General features: G+C 62.9%; 18 protein-coding genes and 1 tRNA gene. 12 read left to right on the top strand and 7 right to left on the bottom strand.

The annotated features are described in order from the left end of the window. Positions 1-561 precede the first annotated feature (561 nt). From AAGI46_00275 to AAGI46_00245, 7 genes are all read left to right on the top strand, one after another. The gene (locus AAGI46_00275) at positions 562-765 is read left to right on the top strand and encodes a hypothetical protein (protein ID MEM1010635.1); all 204 of its coding nucleotides are present in this window, start codon (positions 562-564) and stop codon (positions 763-765) included. 328 nt (positions 766-1,093) lie between these two features. Continuing rightward, a complete protein-coding gene (locus AAGI46_00270; GenBank protein ID MEM1010634.1) occupies positions 1,094-1,570 on the top strand; it encodes a DUF1643 domain-containing protein in 477 nt (158 codons plus the stop codon). A gap of 49 nt (positions 1,571-1,619) precedes the next feature. Then, a complete protein-coding gene (locus AAGI46_00265; protein MEM1010633.1) occupies positions 1,620-1,910 on the top strand; it encodes a hypothetical protein in 291 nt (96 codons plus the stop codon). Then, positions 1,907-2,257, top strand: a complete 351-nt coding sequence (locus AAGI46_00260; GenBank protein ID MEM1010632.1) for a helix-turn-helix transcriptional regulator — start codon at positions 1,907-1,909, stop codon at positions 2,255-2,257. Before AAGI46_00265 ends, AAGI46_00260 begins: the two co-directional genes overlap by 4 nt. Positions 2,258-2,364: 107 nt before the next feature. After that, positions 2,365-3,123 carry an ImmA/IrrE family metallo-endopeptidase gene (locus AAGI46_00255; protein MEM1010631.1) on the top strand — a complete coding sequence of 253 codons (759 nt, stop codon included), beginning with the start codon at positions 2,365-2,367 and terminating at the stop codon, positions 3,121-3,123. Positions 3,124-3,974: 851 nt separating this feature from the next. After that, a complete protein-coding gene (locus AAGI46_00250; protein ID MEM1010630.1) occupies positions 3,975-4,805 on the top strand; it encodes a nucleotide pyrophosphohydrolase in 831 nt (276 codons plus the stop codon). Between the two features lie 501 nt (positions 4,806-5,306). Next, on the top strand, positions 5,307-6,017 hold the full coding sequence (locus tag AAGI46_00245; protein MEM1010629.1) for a hypothetical protein: 711 nt from the start codon (positions 5,307-5,309) through the stop codon (positions 6,015-6,017). Positions 6,018-6,164: 147 nt separating this feature from the next. On the opposite strand, the gene AAGI46_00240 is transcribed toward AAGI46_00245, so the two are convergent. The 5 genes from AAGI46_00240 to AAGI46_00220 form a co-directional block, all read right to left on the bottom strand. Continuing rightward, the gene (locus tag AAGI46_00240; protein MEM1010628.1) at positions 6,165-7,301 is read right to left on the bottom strand and encodes a L,D-transpeptidase family protein; all 1,137 of its coding nucleotides are present in this window, start codon (positions 7,299-7,301) and stop codon (positions 6,165-6,167) included. A gap of 127 nt (positions 7,302-7,428) precedes the next feature. After that, complete coding sequence (locus tag AAGI46_00235; protein MEM1010627.1) at positions 7,429-7,971, bottom strand: 5-formyltetrahydrofolate cyclo-ligase; 543 nt, start codon at positions 7,969-7,971, stop codon at positions 7,429-7,431. An 8-nt stretch (positions 7,972-7,979) separates the two neighbouring features. Next, complete coding sequence (locus AAGI46_00230; protein MEM1010626.1) at positions 7,980-8,795, bottom strand: hypothetical protein; 816 nt, start codon at positions 8,793-8,795, stop codon at positions 7,980-7,982. A gap of 107 nt (positions 8,796-8,902) precedes the next feature. Continuing rightward, the gene (locus AAGI46_00225) at positions 8,903-10,294 is read right to left on the bottom strand and encodes a nucleoside transporter C-terminal domain-containing protein (GenBank protein ID MEM1010625.1); all 1,392 of its coding nucleotides are present in this window, start codon (positions 10,292-10,294) and stop codon (positions 8,903-8,905) included. Positions 10,295-10,345: 51 nt separating this feature from the next. Then, positions 10,346-10,416 (bottom strand) — tRNA-Gly (locus AAGI46_00220). A 202-nt stretch (positions 10,417-10,618) separates the two neighbouring features. Between AAGI46_00220 and AAGI46_00215 the strand changes: the two genes are divergently transcribed. Next, positions 10,619-12,274 carry a sigma-70 family RNA polymerase sigma factor gene (locus AAGI46_00215; protein MEM1010624.1) on the top strand — a complete coding sequence of 552 codons (1,656 nt, stop codon included), beginning with the start codon at positions 10,619-10,621 and terminating at the stop codon, positions 12,272-12,274. 76 nt (positions 12,275-12,350) lie between these two features. Here the strand turns inward: AAGI46_00215 and AAGI46_00210 are convergent, their stop codons facing one another. After that, the gene (locus AAGI46_00210) at positions 12,351-12,770 is read right to left on the bottom strand and encodes a carboxypeptidase-like regulatory domain-containing protein (GenBank protein MEM1010623.1); all 420 of its coding nucleotides are present in this window, start codon (positions 12,768-12,770) and stop codon (positions 12,351-12,353) included. Positions 12,771-13,074: 304 nt separating this feature from the next. Between AAGI46_00210 and AAGI46_00205 the strand changes: the two genes are divergently transcribed. Continuing rightward, positions 13,075-14,256 (top strand): type II secretion system protein, encoded by a 1,182-nt coding sequence (locus AAGI46_00205; GenBank protein MEM1010622.1) that lies wholly within the window; start codon positions 13,075-13,077, stop codon positions 14,254-14,256. A 180-nt stretch (positions 14,257-14,436) separates the two neighbouring features. Here the strand turns inward: AAGI46_00205 and AAGI46_00200 are convergent, their stop codons facing one another. Beyond that, positions 14,437-15,447, bottom strand: coding sequence for a ketose-bisphosphate aldolase (locus tag AAGI46_00200; GenBank protein MEM1010621.1), 1,011 nt, complete (start codon positions 15,445-15,447; stop codon positions 14,437-14,439). 437 nt (positions 15,448-15,884) lie between these two features. Here AAGI46_00200 and AAGI46_00195 point away from each other — a divergent pair, with 437 nt between their 5' ends. The 3 genes from AAGI46_00195 (at position 15,885) to AAGI46_00185 (ending at position 21,928) form a co-directional block, all read left to right on the top strand. After that, entirely contained in the window at positions 15,885-16,373 is a 489-nt protein-coding gene (locus tag AAGI46_00195; protein MEM1010620.1) for an RNA-binding protein, read from the top strand. Between the two features lie 105 nt (positions 16,374-16,478). Beyond that, positions 16,479-19,907 carry a transcription-repair coupling factor gene (gene mfd / locus AAGI46_00190; protein MEM1010619.1) on the top strand — a complete coding sequence of 1,143 codons (3,429 nt, stop codon included), beginning with the start codon at positions 16,479-16,481 and terminating at the stop codon, positions 19,905-19,907. A 311-nt stretch (positions 19,908-20,218) separates the two neighbouring features. Beyond that, a complete protein-coding gene (locus AAGI46_00185; GenBank protein MEM1010618.1) occupies positions 20,219-21,928 on the top strand; it encodes a glycoside hydrolase family 16 protein in 1,710 nt (569 codons plus the stop codon). Positions 21,929-22,240 lie beyond the last annotated feature (312 nt).

Below are 22,240 nucleotides of genomic sequence, written 5' to 3'. Positions count from 1 at the left end.
GCAACAGACGCAGGCGATGAAAGTTCCCCGACCGTTCTCCACCCCACCCACCAGCCACCGCCACCTGCCACCCCGTCCGCCACCGCCCTCGCACTCGACCGCCGGACGGTCACGTCGCGGCTGGAGCGGAGCGAGTAGGAACCTGGGCAGAAGTCGCTAGTTGCTAGGGCCTAGATCAGAGAGGTGAGAAGGCGTCGCGCTCCGGCCTAAGCCCTAGGCCCTAGCAACTAACAACTGTCTCTGCCCCGCCGGCGTCGCCGCGACCGCCACCGCGACACGCTCGTTCATGGTCCAGCTCACACCCACACCATCGTCGTTCACCACCCCCCACATGAGCCTTGCCACGACGCCCAAGGCTGCCAAACGAACTTGACGCCACGCCTCGGAATCGCCCTCCACGACCGCCGTTCGAGAAGAAGCGCTCGGACGATGCTGATCGCTGCGACCGAACATTCCAGGACGTCGCGCCGTGCGCCCCGAAACGACCTCGAACCGACGGCCCCCACCTAATCGGACGTGCCATCTGTTGCCCGCCGGCCATGACCGGACCTCGATACCCCCGTGATCGATACCCAAACGACACAATCGGACCCTCCACCACCGGTGTTTGAACTTCAAACACCGGTGTTTCGATTCCAAACACCGGTATTCACACTTCAAACACCGGTGGATGAACCGCAAACACCGGTGGATGAACTCGATACACCGGTGAACCAAGTTCAAACACCGGAGGATGAGTTCCAAACACCGGTGGATGAACCGTAAATACCGGTAGATGAGACCCAAACACCGGTGCTTGGAACGTCGACACCGGTGGATTGACGCCGAACACCGGTGTCCCAACTGCTCCCGGGGCTGCATACGCCTCCGACTTCGCTGCCGCGGAACCGCCGCACTCACCCAGTTCGCCGACGACGACCCGAAACCCTGGTAGGGTGGATTCGGCCCACCACTTCGGTGCCACTGGACGCAGCGTAGTGCCTTCGACCACCCGCCCCGACCGAACTACGCTCCGAGCAGCGACACCGGGCACCGGGCGTGTCAAGCAGGCCACACTTGACGCGATTAGCAAGAGCCGCGAAGTTCAGCGGAGATGGCGGTAAGAGCGCGGTCGGCCAATCTTTCCCGTTGCAAGAGATACCGCTACGTGCTGAGACGGCATTGGGGATCTGGAGATTCGTCGGTGCTGTTCGTTGGGCTGAATCCGTCGACTGCTGACGCACATCATGATGACGCGACCGTGCGGCGATGCGTCGGTTTCGGAAAGCGATGGGGGTTCGACGGCCTGATCCTGGTCAATCTTTTCGCCTACCGAAGTACGAACCCAGCCGCTCTGCTCTGCTCGCTTGACCCAGTTGGCCCCGCGAACGATCGGTGGATTCGACGAGTATCTTCGGAGGCAAAGCTGACTGTCGCGGCTTGGGGAGCTCGTGGAGCCTATCTCGACCGGGATCAGACCGTCCTCGAGCTGTTGCACAAGCCTCATTGTCTCGGCACAACGCAACGCGGTCACCCTCGACACCCCCTCTATCTCCCGCAGAAGGCAGAACCGCTTGTGCTGGCGGTTTGACAACCACGATCAAGGTGGTAAGAATATCTTACCGACCTGAAAGGATCAAATGACGAAGGATGAGGTGTCCAGTCGGCTGAAGTCCTGTATCTGCGACTTCATGGAGATGTCTGGTCACCCCGTGCCCGATCTCGACGACGACGTGGATCTTCTACACACGACGGAGGCATCAAGTGACGAAGGCGTCGACTTGGCGCTTGAGATTTCTGAAGCGCTCGGATCCGACGTCCCCCACGATTTCAATCCGCTTGTACACCCCAACGGTAAGAGAGGCATGAAATTTGGAGAGTTAGTGCGTTTCGCGCAGAAATGGGTAGCTCCAGCGACGGAGGGAGTATGAATGACGAGACGACAGGCAAGCAAGCTCTGGCTCGGCGACTCCGTTGGGCGAGGGAACAGGCTGGGCTCTCTCAGGGGCAGGTGGCAAAGAAAATCGACGTTCACCGGCCCACAATCTCACAGATCGAAAGTGGGCAAAGGAACGTGAAAACTGAGGAGCTGTCGCGGCTTGCCGACATTTATGGCGTCAAAGAGTCCTGGCTTATTAAGGGTGACGATGCGCTCGAAGGCGAGCGTGATCCGAGAATTCTCCTTGCCGCTAGAGAGCTTGGAAAGCTTCAGCAGAAAGATTTAGACGCGATTCTGAGGCTTATCCAGGTCTTGCGTGCAGACCGGGAGGAGGAATGAGCAACCGCCGCGCTCTTGGGTGGGTGGCACAGCGGACTGCCATGGAGCTTCGTCGTCACCTAGCAATACAGCGAACACAACCCGTCAACTCCTTTAACATCGCTCAGATGACTGGGGTCGATCTACGATTTCTAGATACCCCATCTCTTGAGGGGATGTTCGTACGTGATCCAGGACTCCGGATATTTGTCCCGAGCACCGAGCATCGTCCGGTCTTTCGCCTGCGTATGACATGTGCTCACGAGCTTGGGCATCAACAGCTGAATCATGGGACTACTGCCGATCGATTTCTCATTGAAAAGGACACCCAACACCGTACCAAAGAAGAGTATCAGGCCGATATCTTCGCAGCATTCTTGATGATGCCACGGCCCGCAGTGCTCGCTGCCTTCGCTCGCCGGGGTTGTACACCGTCCGCTGTGTCACCGCTCGAGGTTCTTGTTACTGCGACAGAACTCGGCGTAGGCTACACAACTCTACTGACGCACTCGCACTTCGCCTTGAAAATCCTTAACGACGCACAGTACCGCGCCCTTAAAAAGTCGTCGCCGAAGTCCATCCGCAGCGAGCTTCAGACCGGCAATACTGAGATCGATCTTGTAGTGGACGAGGCCTACTCGGCCGCGACGCTAGACCTCGAAGTCGGCGATCGTGTCGCATTTGTCGGAGCGCATCCTGAGCAAGCCCAAACTGCATTGGAGATGCTGAGCGGTTGCCAGGTTCCCTTGGGCGTCGCAAAGATCGTAGGGACCCATCGGTTGCGACTAAATAATGGCGTCTACCTTTCGATCCGTACCGCTCGGAAACACTATGTCGGCCCGTATGAGAACCGATTTCTTGAAGAGCCGCTGAATGATGGCAAGTAACCCGATTATAATTAGCCGCAACAGCGTCTCGCACGCATGGGGAGAGCTCTTCATCTCGCTCCTCGACTTGCCGAAGCGCTCTACGCCGCCCCTCTTGCTTTCCATCGATCAAGACGGACAGTCGAGTGCGAAGGAAGTACCGGCAATTCGGTCCGCGCTAGAGCAGGCGCTTTTTCAACAGGATGCGGTGTCTGTTGACTCCACGGCATTTACGATATTTCCGTACAAAATGTGGGTGAGGCGGGGTCGGCCTGATATGACGAGCTTTGGCAGCACCTGCACGAAGAGGGTTCTCCCGCGGCTGAAAAAGCTAGATCGGCGAAACGTACACGGTACTTATTTCTCCCGGATGATGGCTTGGGAGCAGCGTGATGTGCATTCAACAACAGAAGTTAATCAGTTGGCACACATCGTGCATCTTCTGACTCGCTCAAGCAAACGGCCACGACACTCTGCGACTCAGATTGCCGTGTTGGATCCATTGAGGGACCATACTGGTCAAGCTGTACGCGGCTTTCCGTGTTTACAGCAGGTCGCTATCGGTCTTACTGACGATGGGGAGTTGGATGTCACCGCTTTCTACCCAACCCAATACGTTTTTGAGAGAGCCTACGGTAACTACCTTGGCCTTTGCCATCTCGGCTTGGCTTTAGCTCATTGCGCCGGGCTTAAGTTCGCGCGGTTACAGGTATTTGTTAATAGACCGACACTCGGCGACAGTTCGAAGGCGTCGCTCGCGAGCCTTGCAAGTTCGATCAGGAAGGAAATTTGAAATGACAATGTCACTTGACGAGTATCAAACTCAAGCATCACGGACGGATCGTCGGTCCCGAGATCCTGTGCGTGACCTCATGATTCCGTTACTTGGTCTCGCGGGAGAAGCCGGTTCACTGTTGAGCGAGTACAAGAAATGGCTTAGGGAAGGCAAATCGTACCTCCCTTTCCAAGATCAGGTTTCTGAGGAGCTTGGCGACATTATGTGGTACGTCGCAACAATTGCTTCTCGTAACAATCTTAGTATCGAGGACATCGCGAAGGAAAATCTCGCGAAGTTGTACGACTTGTACGGTGATCAAGATGCTGCCGAACCTGCCGGTCGTATCATCTTCAACTTTGATCACGCGTATCCGTCGAGCGAGCAGCTGCCGCGTCATCTTCAGATCGAGCTACGCGATGTGTCGGGCAAGCTTGACCTCGTATACAATGGTAGCTCTATTGGTGACCGGCTCACCGATAACTCTCACATCCAGGATGGTTACCGCTTCCATGATGTGTTCCACTTCGGATGCGGTGTACTTCTCGGCTGGTCACCAGTGATGCGTCGGATTTTCAAGTGCAAACGGAAGTCTGAACCAACTGTTGATGAAGTGGAAGATGGTGCGCGTGCGCTCGTCACGGAGGAAGGTGTCTCGGCATTCGTCTTTGAGTACGCGCGAAAGCGGGACATGCTCAAAGACGCGAAGAAAGTGTCGTATGATCTTCTCCGCACGATCAGAGACTTGGTAAGTCCGTTCGAGGTACGTGTTCGCTCCTTATCTGAATGGAACGACGCCATCATTAAGATTTACGCCGTTTGGCGTCCAATGATTGAGAGCCGCGGCGGCATCTTCGTGGGCGACCCGGATGCTGGGACGTTGTCGTACGAACCACTTCCCGCAACTCCGGTTAGGTCGCCGTTCTGATGAGGCGGGCCCGCGACGGCTCGCCTTTGGGCGTGGCCGGAGAATAGCTTCGTCGCTCGCTTGGAGATGCTCTGCAATTGTTCGAAGCCGGTGGTGGGGGTGTCCGGGCCCGCCGTGGCGGGCACGGCGAAGGGATAGCGGCTGGCGCTGCGGGGAAATCGCACGGGCCGCATTATCGCGCTTGTCCACGGATCAATCGTGCGGTTCGCGAGATTGCGGGACACTTCCGCCACCACAGGGAACACTAACAAGGCGCGGAGTGTGACGCCAAGTGCTGGGCCGCACGGGGCAGGTGGTTGTGGTCGGATCAGGCGAGGTCCCTCGGCTGCGTTCGGGATGACGGAGGGGCTGGCTTCGTCTGAGGGAGCGGTCTTTTGGGCGGCGGTGGAAAATCTCGTGGTCGGCTTAACCGGCATCGCCCCCGGCCCGATGTGGTTGGCAAGAGCCGCAACGGATGCGGGCTCGGCCCACCATCAACCCTCCCCCGGAAGGAACCTTGCCGTGCCTGACTCCGCCATTTTGCCCAGCACCATCGCGGGCAAGCTCAGCTTTGCCGCCAACATGGCCCTTCGCATCGCAGACCCCGTCTACGCCGCCTCAGATGTCCTCATCGCCGAGGTCGAGCAGGCCAACACCGATCTCCAAGCAGCCGCGACGCTCGCGGAGCAGCCGTTGACGCGGACCAAGTCGAACATCGCCGATCGCAATCAGAAGCTCGAAGACTTCGGCAAGATCGCAGGTCGTGTTGTCTCCATCCTCCGCGGCAACCCCGACCTGACCGACAAGCAGCTCGAGGACATTGGTGTTCGGCCGATCGCCACCAAGCGGAAGTCGATCCCCGCGCCCAGCGAAGCACCCGTCTTCACGAACCTGCGCGTCGACGGGCGGACGATCTACGGCGAGCTGCGTCGCGAAGCCCGCGGGCGTGGCAAGCCGGCGGATGTCACCGGGGCGATCCTCTTCACCGCGACCGGTCCGATCGCTCCGATGGGCATGGACGGCTGGACGTTTGCCCAGAGCACGACCAAGACGAAGTTCACACTGACGATGCCGCCGAGCGAGACCGAGACGGTCGTCTGGGTCAGTGCGTTCTGGCAAAATGCCAAAGACGAGAGCGGCCCGGCCAGCGAGCCGGTCAGCGTCAAGCTCGCCAGCGGCGGTGCGTTGCCAGCGGAGAACGAGGAGCGTTCCCCGATGCGCATCGCGGCGTGAGTGGCGGAAGCGATTAGCTATTAGCTGCTAGGGCCTAGGTCGGAAAGGGATGCGTCCCTCTCTGGCCTAGGCCCTAGTCGCTAGCAACTCGCTGCACACCGGCGGTCAAGCTTGCGTTCGCGATGCCGCTTCAAAGGTTGCGGAACTTCAGTCGATCACGCGGATGGTGCTCAGGCCCTCGAGCAGCATGTCGTAGACCATGGCGACGTCGTCGTCGCCGAGGCGGATGCAGCCCATGGAGGCGTTGGTGCCGATGGTCTCGGGTTCGATGGTGCCGTGGATGCCGTAGCTGGGCTGGCCCAGTGCGTCGCCCGCGATGCCGGTGAGGCCGATCCAGCGCTCGCCGAGCGGGTTCTCTGGGTCGTCGCGCGAATAGACCTCGTTGGTCCGCGGGTTGGTCCATTCCGGGTTGACGAGCTTGCTGCCGCGGGTGACTTCCCAGGTGCCGGTCGGCGTGGAGCTGTCGGCCCCGAGTCCGACGGGGAAGCTGGTGAGGTACATGCTGCCCGACTGCCCTGGCAGGCCGCCTAGGTACACATCCATGACAAAGTTGGACTTGCTGACCTCGGCGTGCAGAGGCCCTTGGATCGTCTTGAGTGACTGGCCGAGTCGAATTCTGTCCGCACGCACGCCGTTGATTCGGGCGAGAAATCCGTACGGCACCTTGTGCGGTCGCGCGATCTTGCTCAGCAGGTCGCCCGACTGAACGACGTGCTCGCCCTGAAACGGATCGTCGCGGAATCGCTTGCTGGGCGTGAAGACGATGACGCGGTTGAGCAGCTGCAGCCGCTCCTTGATCTCGTCGGTGGTGTCGCTGTCGGTCGTGCCGGACTGAAGGGCCTGGTTGAGCAGCGAGCGAGCCTCGAGCAGTTTGCCAGCGTCAACGAGGGCCTTGGCGTCGGCCATGAAGTCGCCCGACGGGGCGGCGGGTCGCTCGGCCTCGGCGAAGGGCGAAAGCGAGGGAGCCGACGCGAGGACGGCCTTGTCGGCGTCAGGCTCCGGCTCGGCGTCGAGGTTCCAGTCGTCCGTCGCCGGCTGTCCGCGTTCGGGCGTGGTCGTCCGCAGGATCGGCATTGGGGACGGCTCTGGCTCGGGCGCGACGTCGGGTGACGCCTCGACTGCCGGTTGCTCGTCGTTCGGTACCTCGGCAACGGCGTCGTCATCGCCGCCGAACGGGTTGAACGCGTAGGCAGCGAACGCGCAGCAGCCCAGAAGCAGCAGGCCAACAAGGCCTCGACTGAGCAGGCGGGTCCGACGACGGGAAGAAGATCGAAGCGTTGCCATGGCGTCACCTCCGTGCGACCAGGGGAGCGGGTTTGCACGTCGACGCGTCCGAACGTCGACGGCCGAGCGAGTCGGCGTGGGCGGAGACTACCAGCTACGGCTCAGAGTTTCACGAGTTCGCTTCGCCTTACACCAGAATGGTGCGATTTGGAGTGACGATCGCGTTGACTCGCCGGTCGTGTCGCTCGGTCGGCAAGTCGTCAAGCAAGCGGTCATCCCCACAGACGCCACAGATGAATGCCCCGGGCAGCGAGGCGATCAGGCGGTCGTAGTACCCGCCGCCACGGCCGAGACGTCGACCGTCGGCCGTAAAAGCGACGCCGGGAACGAGCACGAAAGCTCCCTCAGCTCGAATCTCGCTCGGCTCGCCGACGGGCTCCGGAACACGAAGTCGTCCCAGCCGCCATCGCGTTGTCGGTTCGACTGAAACCAGCTCCAGCTCTTCGTCGGCCACTCGCGTCGCGAGGCACACCACGCCTCGATTCCAGGCGTCGAGCAGCAGAGGCACGACGACAGGCTCGTCGCCCGCGTTGGCGAACGTGACAAGCGTCATTGCCTCCGACCATGCTGCAAGGCCGGCAAAACAGCGTGGCTCGATGATGCCAGCGGTTGCTCGTCTGGCTTCGCGAAGCTGAAGCCGAAGCTGACGTTTCTCGTCCGCGACGGTCATCGCGTTTTCTATCGTCTTTTCAGGAGGATCAAGCTGAGCGAGACGATACCCATGCACGCCAACGGCTCCGGCACGACCGTTGGCTGAGACGCAATGCTGATGTTGTCGAGCCCGTAAGCGTCGAACGAAAAGCCACTGCCGATCGCGTCGAACGAAAACGCGACAAACGCACTGTGGCCGTCGGGCAATGCTACCGACAAGGGCGTCGAAATCGTCTCGACCGAGACGGCAGAGGTCGACGTCGCCGCGTCGTTCATCACTCGGCCAGCTCCCGGCAGGATGGTGTAACTCGGCATCTCCGGATCGCTCGTCGCGCTGCCGCCATCGTCGGGCGCGACGGCCACCCGGGCCGAAAGTGCGAAGCCGTTGCTTTTGTCGTTGGTCGACAGCAGGTCGAATGACAGCGTGAGGTTGTCGAGAGTCGTTCCAGTGTTATTGAGAAAGCGGGTGTAGAACGTCGCCGCGTTTCCCTCGGAAAACGTCGGCCGGACAATGAATGCGCGATCGCCAGGTCCGCGTTGCAGCGGAAAGAGCCCACCACTCGACGTCACGCTCGACATCGACTGGAGGCTCGTCATCTGGGAGAACGATGCGTCGGGGTTGTAGCTGAACGTGTTGAAGGGTGGCCTCGTGTTGTCGGTGCTGTCGGAATCGAAAGCGAACGACCCCGAGTCCATCGCGCCTTGTGCGATCTGACTGCTGAACCGCGAGAATCCGCCTCCGCCAAAGTCGTCGAACGTCGCTGTCGCCGCATGCCCATCGGACGTCGGCTGGAACTCGATGCGACCGGCATTCGCCACGTTTGTGAGCAGCAGACTTGTCAACCCAACACCCAACCATTTGCTTCGCATCGTCATAAGGACTCTCCCGGGCGAACGTACCTGCCGGATGACAGCGACGCAAAGGACGTCTCGCACGCTGCCGACCGTTGTCAGACCAGAACGCCGACGACACACGCAGTCAGCAGGCTGGCGACGGCACCGCCGAGCATGGCGACGAGTCCCAGCTTCGCAAGATCGGCACGACGGCCAGGCGCGAGCACGCCGATCCCGCCGATCTGGATGCCGACACTCGCGAAGTTGGCGAAGCCACAGATGGCGTAGAGGGCAATCAACGCGGAGCGCTGACTGATGTACGTCTCACCCGCATTCGCGGCAGCAAGGCCTTGGGAAAGCTGCAGATAGCCGAAGAACTCGTTCAAAACGGTCTTGATGCCGATAAGCGATCCGACCTCCGTCGCGTCGGCCCATGGCACGCCGCACAGCCAGGCGACCGGCGCGAGCGCCCAACCCAGCAGCAACTGGAGCGTCAGGTCGTCGCGTCCGGTGAGCGAGCCGAGGTAGCCGATGCCGGCGTTCGCGAGCCAGACGAACCCGGTGAAGACGATCAGCACGGCTCCGACGTTCGCCGCGAGGAGCAGGCCGTCACGCGTGCCTCGGACGGCGGCGTCGAGGAGGTTCGCGTCGGACCGCTCCAGGGCCACCGATGACTTGCCGCTGGTCTCGGCTTCTTCGGTCTCTGGCCAAAGCAGCTTCGCACACACGAGACCGGCCGGTGCGCTGATGACGCTGGCCGCGAGCAGATGACTGCCGGCGTTCGGAATGGCAAACGCCCCCAGCTCCACCGCGGCGAGCATGCCCGCATAGACCCCGAGCACGCCGCTGGCGATGTTCGAGAAACCGCCGACCATCACCGCCATCAGCTCGCTCTGCGTCATCCGCGGCAGAAACGGCCGAACGAAGAGCGGCGCCTCCGTCTGGCCGACAAAGACGTTCGCACTCGCACTCAGCGTCTCGGCTCCGCTGGTGCCCATCGTGCGTCGCATCAGCCACGCGAGCCCTCCGACGACGTAGGTCATCAGGCCGCTGTGGTAGAGGATCGCCAGCAACGCGCTGAAGAAGATGATCGTTGGCAGGATGTTGAAGGCGAAGAACGCACCGACCGCGGCGAAGTTCGGTGCTTGCGTGTCGGCAATCAGCGGCGAAAACAGCGGGTTCCCGGGATTCAGCGGCTCGCCCACCGGCACGTTCTGTCCCGTCGCCATGCCGCCGAAGAGCAGCGAGGCTCCCTCGCGCGACGCACTCAGCAACAAGAGAACGACGTCGTTGAGCCGCTCGAACACCCACGCCCCGGGCCCCGTCCGCAAGATCAGCACGGCAAACACGATCTGCAGACCAATACCCAGTAGGACGACACGCCACGGCACCTTGAACCAGCGGCCAAGCCGACGACGGTTGTACAGCAGGCCAAACCCGTACAGCCCACCCAGGAGAACGACGAGGCCCAGCAGCGACTGCAGCCGGAGGAAAAGGTCACCAGACACGCCGGCCAAGGCTAACGGGTCGTCTCAGCCGTCGCATGTGTCACGACCGGAAGCGGGTGAAGGGAATCGAACCCTCATCGTCGGCTTGGGAAGCCGGTGCTTTACCACTAAGCTACACCCGCAGCTGCGGTCAGGATGGTAGCACAGACGCTGCATCGACGGTGCTTTGGCAAGATTCATGTCCGGCGGCACATGCGTCGAAACAGTTGACTGGCGGAGGGTCGGCGGGGCATAATCGGGCCACACGGCCGCTTGGCCGCCCGCCTCGGTGACGCGTCCGCGTCGCCTGCCACAGCCCGGTCTTGCCGGGGTTCGGAGGAACCCATGGGCTTCAAGCTCAAGAGCCTCGACGAGCTTTCTCGCCAGATGCGGTACGCGCCGCGCGGCAAGCGTCTGGAGCAGCTCAAGGCGGCTGAGGAGCTTTTGTTGTCACTCGACCCAGGCCGGGCCTATCCGCCGGGCTACGTGAAGCACGCGATCACCGGCTACCGGGCCAAGGACGCGGACGCCAAGGTCGTCTCCGGCGGCAACCAGATGACGGGCGTTGCCCTGCAGCATGACCTGGGCCTGCTGATCGAAACCGTCAGTGGGGCAATGGACCTGTCAATCAACGACGACACCTTCGCCGGCGAGCCGATTCTGGACCTGGCTTCGGCGGGAGAGCGGTTCGGCGTCACCGGCAAGACGCTCCAGCGTTGGCGGCGCAAGGGGTTGCCCGCCAGACGGTTGCTTTTCGACGACGGCAAGCAGCGCATCGCTTTCAGGCTCTCGTGTGCGGAGCGATTCCTCGCCCGACACGACGATGGCAGCAGCGACACCGAGGCGGCGGGTTCGGCGATTCTTGCCGATGAGCGCGACCAGCTAGCCGGCATGTGCGAGCGCTTGGTGTCGCTCGGCTGCGATCAGGCGGAGATCGTTCATCGCCTCTCGCGTCGGGTCGGGCGATCGATGCTCGAGACGCGATCGGTGCTCCAGGCGACGCCGGAATCAAGGTTCGACGCCGCTGCGAAGCCGCCGTCGGATGAGTTGGCCGGTGTCATTGCCGAACGACTGGACGCGGGCGATTCGCTCTCGGCGGTCGCTGCCGACGCGGGCCTGCGACGATCCTCGGCCTACCTCGCCGCGATGAGTGTCCGGGCCGACCGACTCGTGGCCGCCACCGTCAAGTACCACGCTGACGACCTGTTCGACGGTGACCCGATCGAGGCCGAGGCACGCGTGAAGGCACTCGTCAAGGCGGCTCGGGAGTCGATCGGCGGCAAGGCGAGCGATGACGACGGCCTGACGAAACGTCCGCGCGGCTTGCCGCCATACCTGGCCGCGTTGTACGACACGCGGCTGCTCTCACCTGCGGAAGAGCGCGCGGGGTTTTTGCTGTACAACTTCCACAAGTTCCGCTTCGCAACGCTCCGGCGTCGGCTCGATCCGCACCTGTGTCGCCGACGCGAGATTCGGCAGCTCGAACGCCACCTCTGCCTCGCACGCGAGGCACGGAACCGATTGCTGGAGGCGAATTTGCGGCTCGTCGTCCACGTCGCTCGCAAGCACTGCCGTCCGGGTCTGGACCTGATGGACCTCGTCAGCGACGGCAACGTCACCCTGATGCGGGCCGTCGAAGGGTTCGACGTCGGCAAGGGCTTCAAGTTCAGCACCTATGCGACGATGGCGCTGGTGAAAGGCTTCGCCCGCAGCGTCCCAGCGATGCAGGCCGAGCAGGCCTCCGGACAGAGCGTCTTGCCCGACCGGCCACATGTCGACCGCGGCCAAGATCGCGTTGCAGACCTCGAGGAGCTCGAGCAGCTGTTCGCCACGCTCGACGACCGCGAGCGACGCGTCGTGTTCTCCCGCTTCGACTTGCCCGATGCCGACGAGTCAGCCGAAGACCTGGAGACCACCCTCGGGCTTTCTTCCAGGCGCGTGCGTCAACTCGAAGCCAACGCCCTCGACAAGCTTCGTGAAGCCGCGGGCAGCCACCGTTGAAACGCGGCCGAAAAAAGAGAAGCCCCGAAGCAACGACTGCCTCGGGGCTCGTGCACCGTGATGATCGGCGGCGAACTCAGCGGAGCTTGATTTCCATCTCCGTCACCTCGCCGGCCTTGATGCCGACGGTCTTGCGGAAGTAACCCTCTTCGCCGCCACGGGTTCCTGCCTCGACGCGGTAGCGTGCAGCCGCGAGGCCGGGCATGTTGAAGTTTCCGTTGGCGTCGGTTCGGACTTCCTTCGTGGGCTTGCGAAGCTCCACGTCGCCATCGACGGGCATGCCGCCAATGACCTGTCCGAAGACTCGGACAGACACTCGCTCGGCTGGTTCGCCGGCTTTCGTGATCACCTTGCCCTTGAGCGTTCCAGCAGCGATCATTTCGGTCGGTGCAGGAGCGGCAACGTCACCGGACGGAGCGGGAGCAAAACCGACGACAGCGGCGGCGGCGACAGCAGCGACGGCAGGGATCGAAAGCAGTGCGAGTCGGGTCTTCATGGTGAGTCCTGTTGAAGTGTGAGTGCTCTTCAGAGCGGGTGAGCGCAGCCTAGCCGAGCCAGATGCCGCGACGCAACGGCGAGATGACGCGGCTTCGCGGTGCCGGGGACTTCTGGATGCGAAGAAAGTTGCATCTGGGCAACTTTTTTTGGCCCGCATTGAACCCAGCGATGACGTGGGGCGAAATGGTGACCCAGAGCCCGATCACGCCAAGAGCGTGGGTGGGCGTGCGTTTCGGTCGCCGGCGAATTCCGGCGTCTGAAGTTGCTTTTGGCTCGTAATTCGCAATTTTACTGGAATGCTCATGTCTTCCGAAATCCGATCCTCCCGCCGCCGCCTGCGAGGCTTCACCCTCGTGGAGCTGCTCGTCGTCATCGGCATCATCGCACTTCTTGTCGGCATCTTGCTGCCGACCCTCAGCCGTGCCCAGTCTTCTGCCCGGTCGGTCGCCTCCGCTGCAAACCAGCGGCAGATCGCGACTGCCTTCGTCGGCTACATGACCGACAACCAGCAGACCGCCCCGCACGGCCTTGCCTACCAGTCGTCGATTCTGTGGGGCGTTACCGTGCCGAAGCCGGTCGGGCCGGAACAGGGCTACGCCGCCGGTACGACCTCGCGACCGTTCGTGACGTGGGTCACGCTGCTCAGCGACTACATGGGCGCTTCTGACCTGGGTCCTGAGCTGTGGCCGCTTCCTGCCGTTCTGGACAACGAGCGTCGCAACAAAGTCGGCGAGTCGTTCCTCTGTCCGTCTGTCGAACTCGGGTCTCAAGGAGGTGTGGTCAGCTACGCCGCAAACCCGACGGTCATGCCTGATATCCGGAGCGAGACCTTCGGACTCGACGGAAGTGACGGTGCCGGTGGTGCGGTGAACTTCATCCCGTTTAAAGCACCAACCGGTGCGGTGAAGGTTCAAGGCATTCCATACCCGGCCAAGGCAGGTCAGCTGTTTGCGGACAATGCACTTTTCTGGGACACGCCGACATATTTCAACCTGCCTGATTGGGCGACGCGGGCATGGCTCACGTCCTACGCCATCAGCTTCATCGACATGGATGGCTTTGGCGACTTCCCGAGCTACGGATCGGGTCCGTTTGGGCAGCGCTCCCGCTATCGCGACGCCGTCGACGCTCCTCCGGGCTCGCCCGACTACGAGTCGTACAACGACGAACTGAGTGTGCACTACCCGCGCCCCGGCTTCTTCATCGGAGACGACAATTACGACCTGTCCAACTCACAGGCCGTTGCGATCAACCCGACGAACAACAGCTTCAGCTTCTACATTCTCCCGGCGGGCAACCTCCGCTTTCGCCAGCTTGGTGATACGCGAGCCAACGTCGCCTTCGCCGATGGCAGCGTGCAGTCGCTCGCCTGGAGCCCGAAGGTCGCTCACCCGGCTGGTGAGGACTATGCCGAGACCGAGTTCAAGCGCTCGTTCTACCGCATCAAGCTCCCGGCCAACATCGATCTCGATCGCGGCATCTAGTTCCGAGGCCTGACCGGCTTCACTACCGACGGCACCCGCTCTTGCGGGTGCCGTCTTTCACTGCGCTTCGCTCGAGCTGGCGAGACTTGGTGGCCCGGATAATGGAACAAAAGAGAACCGCCCCACGAGAGTGGGGCGGCTGGTCAGTCGGGGTTGAAGAGGTCGCCGGCTTCGCCTGCCTCAGCTGTAGTACTTCGGCATCGGCTTGCCGAGGCTGTCCCACTTGGCGACGACCTCGTCGCTCTTGCCGGCGCTGTTGAGCATGTGGAGCTTGCGCTTCACCATCTCGGTAATGGCCTCGCGGGCTGGGCCGAGGTACTTGCGGGGGTCGAACTCCTCGGGCTTGGTCACGAAGACCTCGCGAATCTTGGCGGTCATTGCGAGGCGCAAGTCCGTGTCGATGTTCACCTTGCACACGCCGTACTCGCGGACGGCCTTGGCGATCTGATCCTCGGGGACGCCCTTGGCGTTGGGCATGTTGCCGCCGTACTTGTTGACCAGCTCGACGAACTCCTGCGGCACGCTCGAGCTGCCGTGCATGACCAGCGGCAGGCCGGGGCAGGTCTTCATGATCTGCTCGATCCGGTCGAACGCCAGCACCGCCTCGTGCTTGAACTTGTACGCGCCGTGGCTGGTGCCAATGGCGACCGCCAGGCTGTCGATGCCGGTCTTCTCGTAAAAATCCTTCGCTTCTTCGGGGTCGGTCAGGAACTTGTCGAGATTCTTCTGGTACTCCTCGGCGTCGAGGCCGATGACGTCTTCTTCGATGCCGCCGAGCATGCCGAGTTCCGCCTCGACGACCACGCCGTGCTCGTGGGCGACATCGACGGCCTCCTTGGTGAGGCTGACGTTGTGGTCATACTCATGGTGGCTGCCGTCAATCATGACCGACGTATAGCCGTCGCTGATGCACTCCTTGATGAGCTCGACCGTGTCGCCGTGATCGCAGTGGATGGCGATCGGAACCTCGGGGTTCTCCTTGACGGCGGCGTCGATGATGTGCTTGAGGTAGACGATGTTCGCATAGGCGCGGGCACCCTTGGAAATCTGCAGGATGCAGGGCGATTTTTCGGCCACGCAGGCGTCGATGATCGACTGCGCGAGCTCCATGTTGTTGACATTGAACGCGCCGACGGCGAAGCCGCCTTCGTAGGCGAGGTCGAACATCGGCTTGGTGGTCATGAGTGGCATGACCGGACGCTAGCGATCGTGGCGCGCGGTGCAAGCGCTGCTGCTGCTTGTCGCTTGCGACAGATCGCGCCGCTCGGCAGTCGCAGAGGTTGGGATGTGTCGATGTGGGAAAGCAGGCGACTTCGATCGGCATTGCCGCTAGACTGCCGGCCCCGGCGGGCACGGTGCCTGTTGGACTGTTCGAGATCTGCCCGGCGAATCGCCTGCGCCCGATCGTTCGTTTGCCCGAGGATTCGCCCGGCCGAGGTATCTGTCGCTCGTCGACTCGTTCGCCTCGCCCTCTGACGTGATGATCCAGATGCTTCGGGACCACCCATCGGGTGCGTGTCGACGGCTTGGTACTTCGCGTGACGACCTTCAGCGACAACGTTCGGCCGGCGTGAACCGGTCCGATCCCACGGCCGAGGCTTCGGCCTGATTCTGACTGCGAGATTCTGATGCGACTGTTTGTAGGCAATCTTCCCTACCGCTCCGAGGAGCCCGAACTCATGAGCCTTTTCGGCGAGTACGGCACCGTGGATGACGTTTTTCTGGCGCGTGACCGCGAGACGGGCCGCAGCCGCGGCTTCGCCTTCGTCACCATGAACAATGACGAGGAGGCCAAGGCCGCCATCGAAGGCACCGACGGCAAGCCGCTGGACGGCCGAAACCTGAAGGTCAACGAGGCTGCCCCTCGTGAGGAACGTCCCCGTGGCGGTGGCGGCGGTGGTGGTGGCTACCGCGGCTGCGGCGGCGGTGGTGGTGGCGGCTACCGCGGTGGCGGTGGTGGCGGCGGCTCCGGCGGCGGCGGCGGTGGTGGCCGACGCGGTGGTGGTGGCGGCTACGGCGGTGGCGGCGGTGGCCGACGCGGCGGTGGCGGCGGCTACGGCGGTGGTGGTGGCGGCGGTGGCTACGGCGACCGCGACGGTGGCCGAGATCGCTACTAAGCCCACAAACCGATTCGCACAACCTGATCGAAACCCGGCCCTCGCCGGGTTTCTTTCGTTTGTGGTTGCAACCCACTACTTCCTGTCGCAGCGCTACCCTCGCCGGTGGTAGCCGTTGCCGACAGACCCGAGACAAAACCGCGGCGTTCCCGTGCCACCGGTGGCTCACCCGTCCCGGCCGATGTGATTCGGCAGCTCATGGCGACCGACGAGCTGCACGAACTGGCGGACAGCGTCACCGACGGCTCCACCACGATGGTCAGCGGCCTGTGGGGCAGCAGCGTCGCCCTCGCCGCAGCAGCGGTCGGCCGTCATGCCGAACGCCCGGTCCTGCTCGTCTGCGGTCACACCGACGAAGCCGACGACCTGGCCGACGACGTCGAGCTCTTCGCCGGTTCGCGGCCCGAGGTGCTCGTGGCGTTGGAGACAGCCGGCGGGCTCGGCAACGCGAGCGAGGAACTCGTCGCCGACCGCATGAAGCTCCTCGGCAAGCTGGCGGACAACAAGCAGCGGCCCGACTTTCTCGTCGCCCCGATCCAAGCGCTCATGCAAGCCGTGCCAGAGCCCGGCGAGTTGAAGCATCTGCTCTTTGCACTGCGGGCCGGGCAGGAGATCGAGCCCGAGAAACTCATCGTCTGGCTCAGCGACCACGGCTACAACCGGCTCGACCAAGTCGAGGTCCCCGGCGACTTCGCGGTGCGTGGCGGCATCGTCGACGTCTACCTGCCCGGCAAGTTCGACGCGGCCGACGACTCCGGCCTCATGCAAATCGGCCTGCCGGTGCGGATCGATTTCTTCGGCGATCAAGTCGAGACGATCAAGCGGTTCAACATCGACACGCTCGGCAGCGAAGGGCCGATCGACTTCCTCGAAATCCCCGACCTCAAGGGCCGACTCGACGAAGCCGGCACGACCAGTCCGCTCAGCTACGTCGCCGACGACGCGGCCGTCTTCCTGTGGGCGCCGATGGAGATCGCCGAGCAGGCCAAGGCCTACCTGACCCGTGCCCCGGATGCCCGCGGGCTTTACCCGCTGGCCAGCGTCCTCAAGCTCATCGGCGACCGCCCGACGATCGAGGCCAGCCAATTCGACGGCGGCGTCTCACTCGTGCGCGAGAAGGCGGACGCTGAACGAATCAAGCTGCCGGTGAACAGCCTGCAGAAGTTCGAAACGGAACCCAAGGCAGCGCTTGCGGAACTGGTCGAGACCAGCAAGACCCAGCACGCGACCGTCTTCTGCCAAAACACCGGCGAGCAGAAGCGACTGCGCGACATGCTCGAAGGCGTCGAGACCGACGCGTCCACCCGCATCGACACGCCGGTCGGCTACCTGCACCGAGGGTTTGTTTGGGGACGAAAGGCCGGAAAGCTTGAAGATGGAAGCTTGAAGCTTGAAGGCTCAGATTCCGACTCTTCAAGCTTCAAGCTTCAAGCTTCAAGCTTTCTGCTCCTCGGTCACCACGAGCTCTTCCACCGCTACGAGCTTCGCCGCCGCGTCAAGAACAAGGGTGTCGCGACCAAGCAGATCGACTCGTTCCTCGATCTCAATGTTGGTGACTACGTCGTCCACGTCGCCCACGGCATCGCCAAGTTCACCGGCATGCAGACGATGGAAAAGGAGGGCAAGACCGAAGAGTTCCTCACGCTCCGCTTCGCAGAACAGGCCGCGCTCTACGTGCCGGCGAGCCGGATCAACCTCGTCCAGAAGTACGTCGGCGGCTTCAGCGGACACCCGACGCTCTCCAAGCTCGGCGGCAACCTGTGGGACAAGCAGAAGGAAAAGGTCGCCGAAGCCGTCATGGACATGGCGGCCGAGCTGCTCGAAGTCCAGGCCAAGCGCGCCGCCCAGACCGGTCACCCGTTCCCGGCCGACAGCGACTGGCAGCAGGAGTTCGAAGAAGAGTTCCCATACACGCCGACCGACGACCAGGTCACCGCCGCCGACGAGATCAAGGGCGACATGACCCAGCCCCGGCCGATGGACCGCCTGCTCTGCGGCGACGTCGGCTATGGCAAAACCGAACTCGCCATGCGGGCCGCGTTCAAAGCCGTCGAGGCGGGCAAGCAGGTCGCCGTCCTCGTGCCGACCACCGTCCTCGCCGAGCAACACGAACGCTCGTTCAAGGAACGGATGGCCGACTTCCCGTTCGCCATCGAATCGCTCTCACGCTTCAAGTCGACCAAGCAGACCAAGGAAATCCTCGGCTGGATGGACAGCGGCGACGTTGACATCGTCATCGGCACGCACAAGCTGCTCGGCAAGGACATCAAGTTCAAAGACCTCGGCCTCGTCATCGTCGACGAAGAACAGCGCTTCGGCGTCACGCACAAGGAAAAACTCAAAACGCTCCGCACCCAGGTCGACGTGCTCACGATGTCCGCCACGCCCATTCCGCGGACGCTCCACATGGGCATGGTCGGCCTACGCGACATCAGCAGCCTCACCACGCCGCCACAAGACCGACGCGCGATCGTCACCGAAGTCATGAGCTTCGAGGAAGAGCGGATCAAGCTCGCCATCGTCCGCGAGATGCAGCGGGGCGGGCAGATCTACTACGTCCACAACAAGGTCTACGACATCGAGGAGCAGGCCGCGATGATCCAGCGGCTCGTGCCCGACGCCAAGATCGTCATCGGCCACGGCCAGATGGACGGCGACACGCTCGAGAGCGTCATGCTCAAGTTCATCCGCCACGAAGCGGACATCCTCGTCAGCACGACGATCATCGAGAGTGGCCTCGACATCCCGAACGCGAACACGATGCTCATCAACGGGGCCGACCGGTTCGGCCTGAGCGAGCTGCACCAGCTTCGCGGCCGCGTCGGACGGTACAAGCACCGGGCGTACTGCTACCTGCTCCTGCCGCAGGACCGCGTCCTCACCGAAGTCGCCGCCAAACGCCTCAAGGCGATCGAAGAGTTCAGCCACCTCGGCAGCGGCTTCAAGATCGCGATGCGCGACCTGGAACTGCGCGGTGCCGGCAACATCCTCGGCCCCGAACAGTCCGGCCACATCGCCGCCGTCGGCTACGAGATGTACTGCCAGCTCCTCGAAGACGCGACCCGGCAGCTCAAGGACGAGCCGAACCCGACACGCCCCGAGGCGCACGTCGAAATCGACATCGCCGCGTTCATCCCCAAGACGTACGTCCAGAACGACCGCCAGCGGATGGACCTCTACCGCCGGCTGACGCGCTGCACAAGCGTCGAAGAGATCGGCCGCCTGAAGCAAGACGTCGCCGACGCGTTTGGAGAGGCCCCGCGGCAGATGGAAGTCGTCTACGCCCTCACCGAGCTCCGCCTCCTCGCCAGCCACTTCGGCATCGACAGCATCGTCCGCAAGAAGCCCGACGTGGTCCTGACCGTGCGCGACGCCACCAAGGCCCAACAAGCCCTCACCGGCGCCCCCGGCACCCTCCGCGTCATCGACGCCAAAACCGTCTACTTCCGCCCCCCGGCGGTGTTCATCGAGCCCGAGCCGCTGCTCTTGACACTGCGGAACCTGCTGATGAAGCACTACGAGGCTTCCGCGTGAACGGATGGCCGGACGAGGGACAACCCAGCATGTGGCGGGCGACAATTTTGAGTGATGTCCCGGAATCCCGTCATCCTCTGTCATCCGTCAGATCGCGCTGCGCCTGATACTGGGGGTTGAGACGGAGCCCTGGTGACCCCATTTCTGTCCCGCGCAAACGAGGCGAGGCGCGGCAATCCATCGGAATAGGTGTCTTGCAAAGATTGCATCGCGATTGCATGCTGTTACAATGATGTTGCACCGGCTGCCACTGGTGCCCGGCCGCTTCGGAACCCGCCGGACCCGATTCATCTCTCTCGGAGGAACATCCCATGTCGTCACGACTCTCCCGCCCGGCCAAGGCCGGTGCCGCCCTCGCGTGGGCGGCCGCCCTTGGCGTCGCCTCGTCCGCGTTGGCCGTGCCGATGCCGCCCAATCAGGGCTCTTCGTTCGTCAGCGGCGCCCCCGCGGGTTACAGCCAGATCTGGTCTGACGAATTCAACGGCAGCAGCCTCGACACGACCAAGTGGACCGCCCGCAACGGCTTGGGCCAGATTCAGAACCGACGCGATCACTACGACGATCCCGCCGCCATCACCGTTCACAACGGCGTCTTGCAGATCGACACCTGGTCAGTCCCCGACTCGGGCGGCGGCGATGCGACGCACTACTCGGGCCGCGTCAGCTCCAACCAGACCTTCACCGGCGGCTACTACGAGGCGCGCATCAACTTCCACACCGTCCCCGCCATGTGGTCCGCCTTCTGGCTCTACAACAGCGAGGTCTACAAGCAGGGTGGCGGCGCGGTCGACCCGCTCAACGAAGGCGTCGAGGTCGACATCGTCGAACACCGCTCTTGGAACTCCAAGCCACACAACAACGCCAACGGCAACATCAGCGACGACATCCACCAGGCCCTCCACTGGAACGGCTACGGGGCCGCTCATGAGAAAGCCGCCCACGACGACTTCGGCGTCCTTCGCAAGACCCTGTTCGACGGTGCCGGCAACATCCAATCCGGCTCTCACGCCTGGAGCGGCTGGCACACGTACGGCGTCGAGTGGGTCGTGCCGACCAACAATGATCCGGGCAAGTACGTCTTCTACCTCGACGGCCAGCCCGTCTGGGACACGCTCCTCGATACGCCCCAAGCCCCGTACGACCCCGCGACCACCGGCTACTCCGATCCGTCAGGCATCGTCTCGGGCATCCCGCAGTGGATGATCCTCAGCAGCGAAGTCCGAGACATGAACTGGGCCGGACGTTTCGCCGACCCGTCGACCGGCTTCGGCACCCGCGGTGCCAGCTCGAACGGAGCCATGCAGGTCGACTTCGTCCGTGTCTACGAGTTCGGCGTCGCCGATCCGCTCGACATCAACAGCGTGGCCGAACTCACCTGGATCGACTCCGGCAACGCCGAATCGAGCATCGTCAACCACGGCGGCAACGAGAAGCTCAAGATCAAGACCGCCAAGAACGCCGCCGTCACCGCGGAACTTCCGACGTTCAAGAACCTCTCCGCCGCCGGTTCGTCGCTCACCGTCGACTTCGACATCCGACTCAGCCACGTCCCCGCCGACGCCAACAGCACCCTCGGCATCGGCTTCGCCGACAGCACGACCGGCGACTACTTCTACAAGGTTCTCCTCGATCCGCTCGCCGACACCAAGGGGGCCATCTTCGCCGAAGGTGGTGACAACAACCTCGGCAAGACCGGCGTCCTCGGCTTCGGCACGGCCCGGCACGACGTCACCTTCACCCTCGAAGGCCTCGGCAACGGCGACCTGATCCTGACCCTCGTCAGCGACCTGCTCACCAACGGCTCTGCCTCGTACACCCTCGACGTCCTGCCCGCCACCACCCTCGACCTCGACACGATCTTCTTCGAGTTCAACGGCAACGCCTGGAACGAAACCTTCGGTTCCAGCAACAACCGCATCAACGCGACGATCACCAACTTCAGCATTTCACACAACCCCGAACCCGCCTCGCTCACCCTGGCGGCGGCGGCCGGCCTGCTCGTCCTGCGCCGCCGCCGCTGAGAGATGTCCGACGCAGCAGCAGGCAAAGCCCTGCTTGTGGCCGCGGGGCCTGCCCCGCGATCGCCCGCAGAATTTGGGGGTTCAACAGGCCCACGCCGTCATCCCGAGCGAGCGGAGCGAGTCGAGGGACCTCGCTTGAATGATTTGGCGGATCGCAGGCGAGGTCCCTCGGCTGCGCTCGGGATGACGGATCGCTCGGGATGACGGAGGAGCGGCGTCGCCGTTCGAGGTCTCGCGGCGTTGGCTTTTCTGGACGCATGGCTCCGCTGCACGACTGCGATGTCGCTTTGCAGCCGTGCGATGGAGTATTTG

It is taken from the genome of Planctomycetota bacterium, assembly GCA_038746835.1.
Taxonomy (GTDB): Bacteria; Planctomycetota; Phycisphaerae; order Tepidisphaerales; family Tepidisphaeraceae; genus JBCDKH01.
Note: the sequence above shows the minus strand (reverse complement) of the source record. Positions and strands in the feature narration are given on the sequence as shown.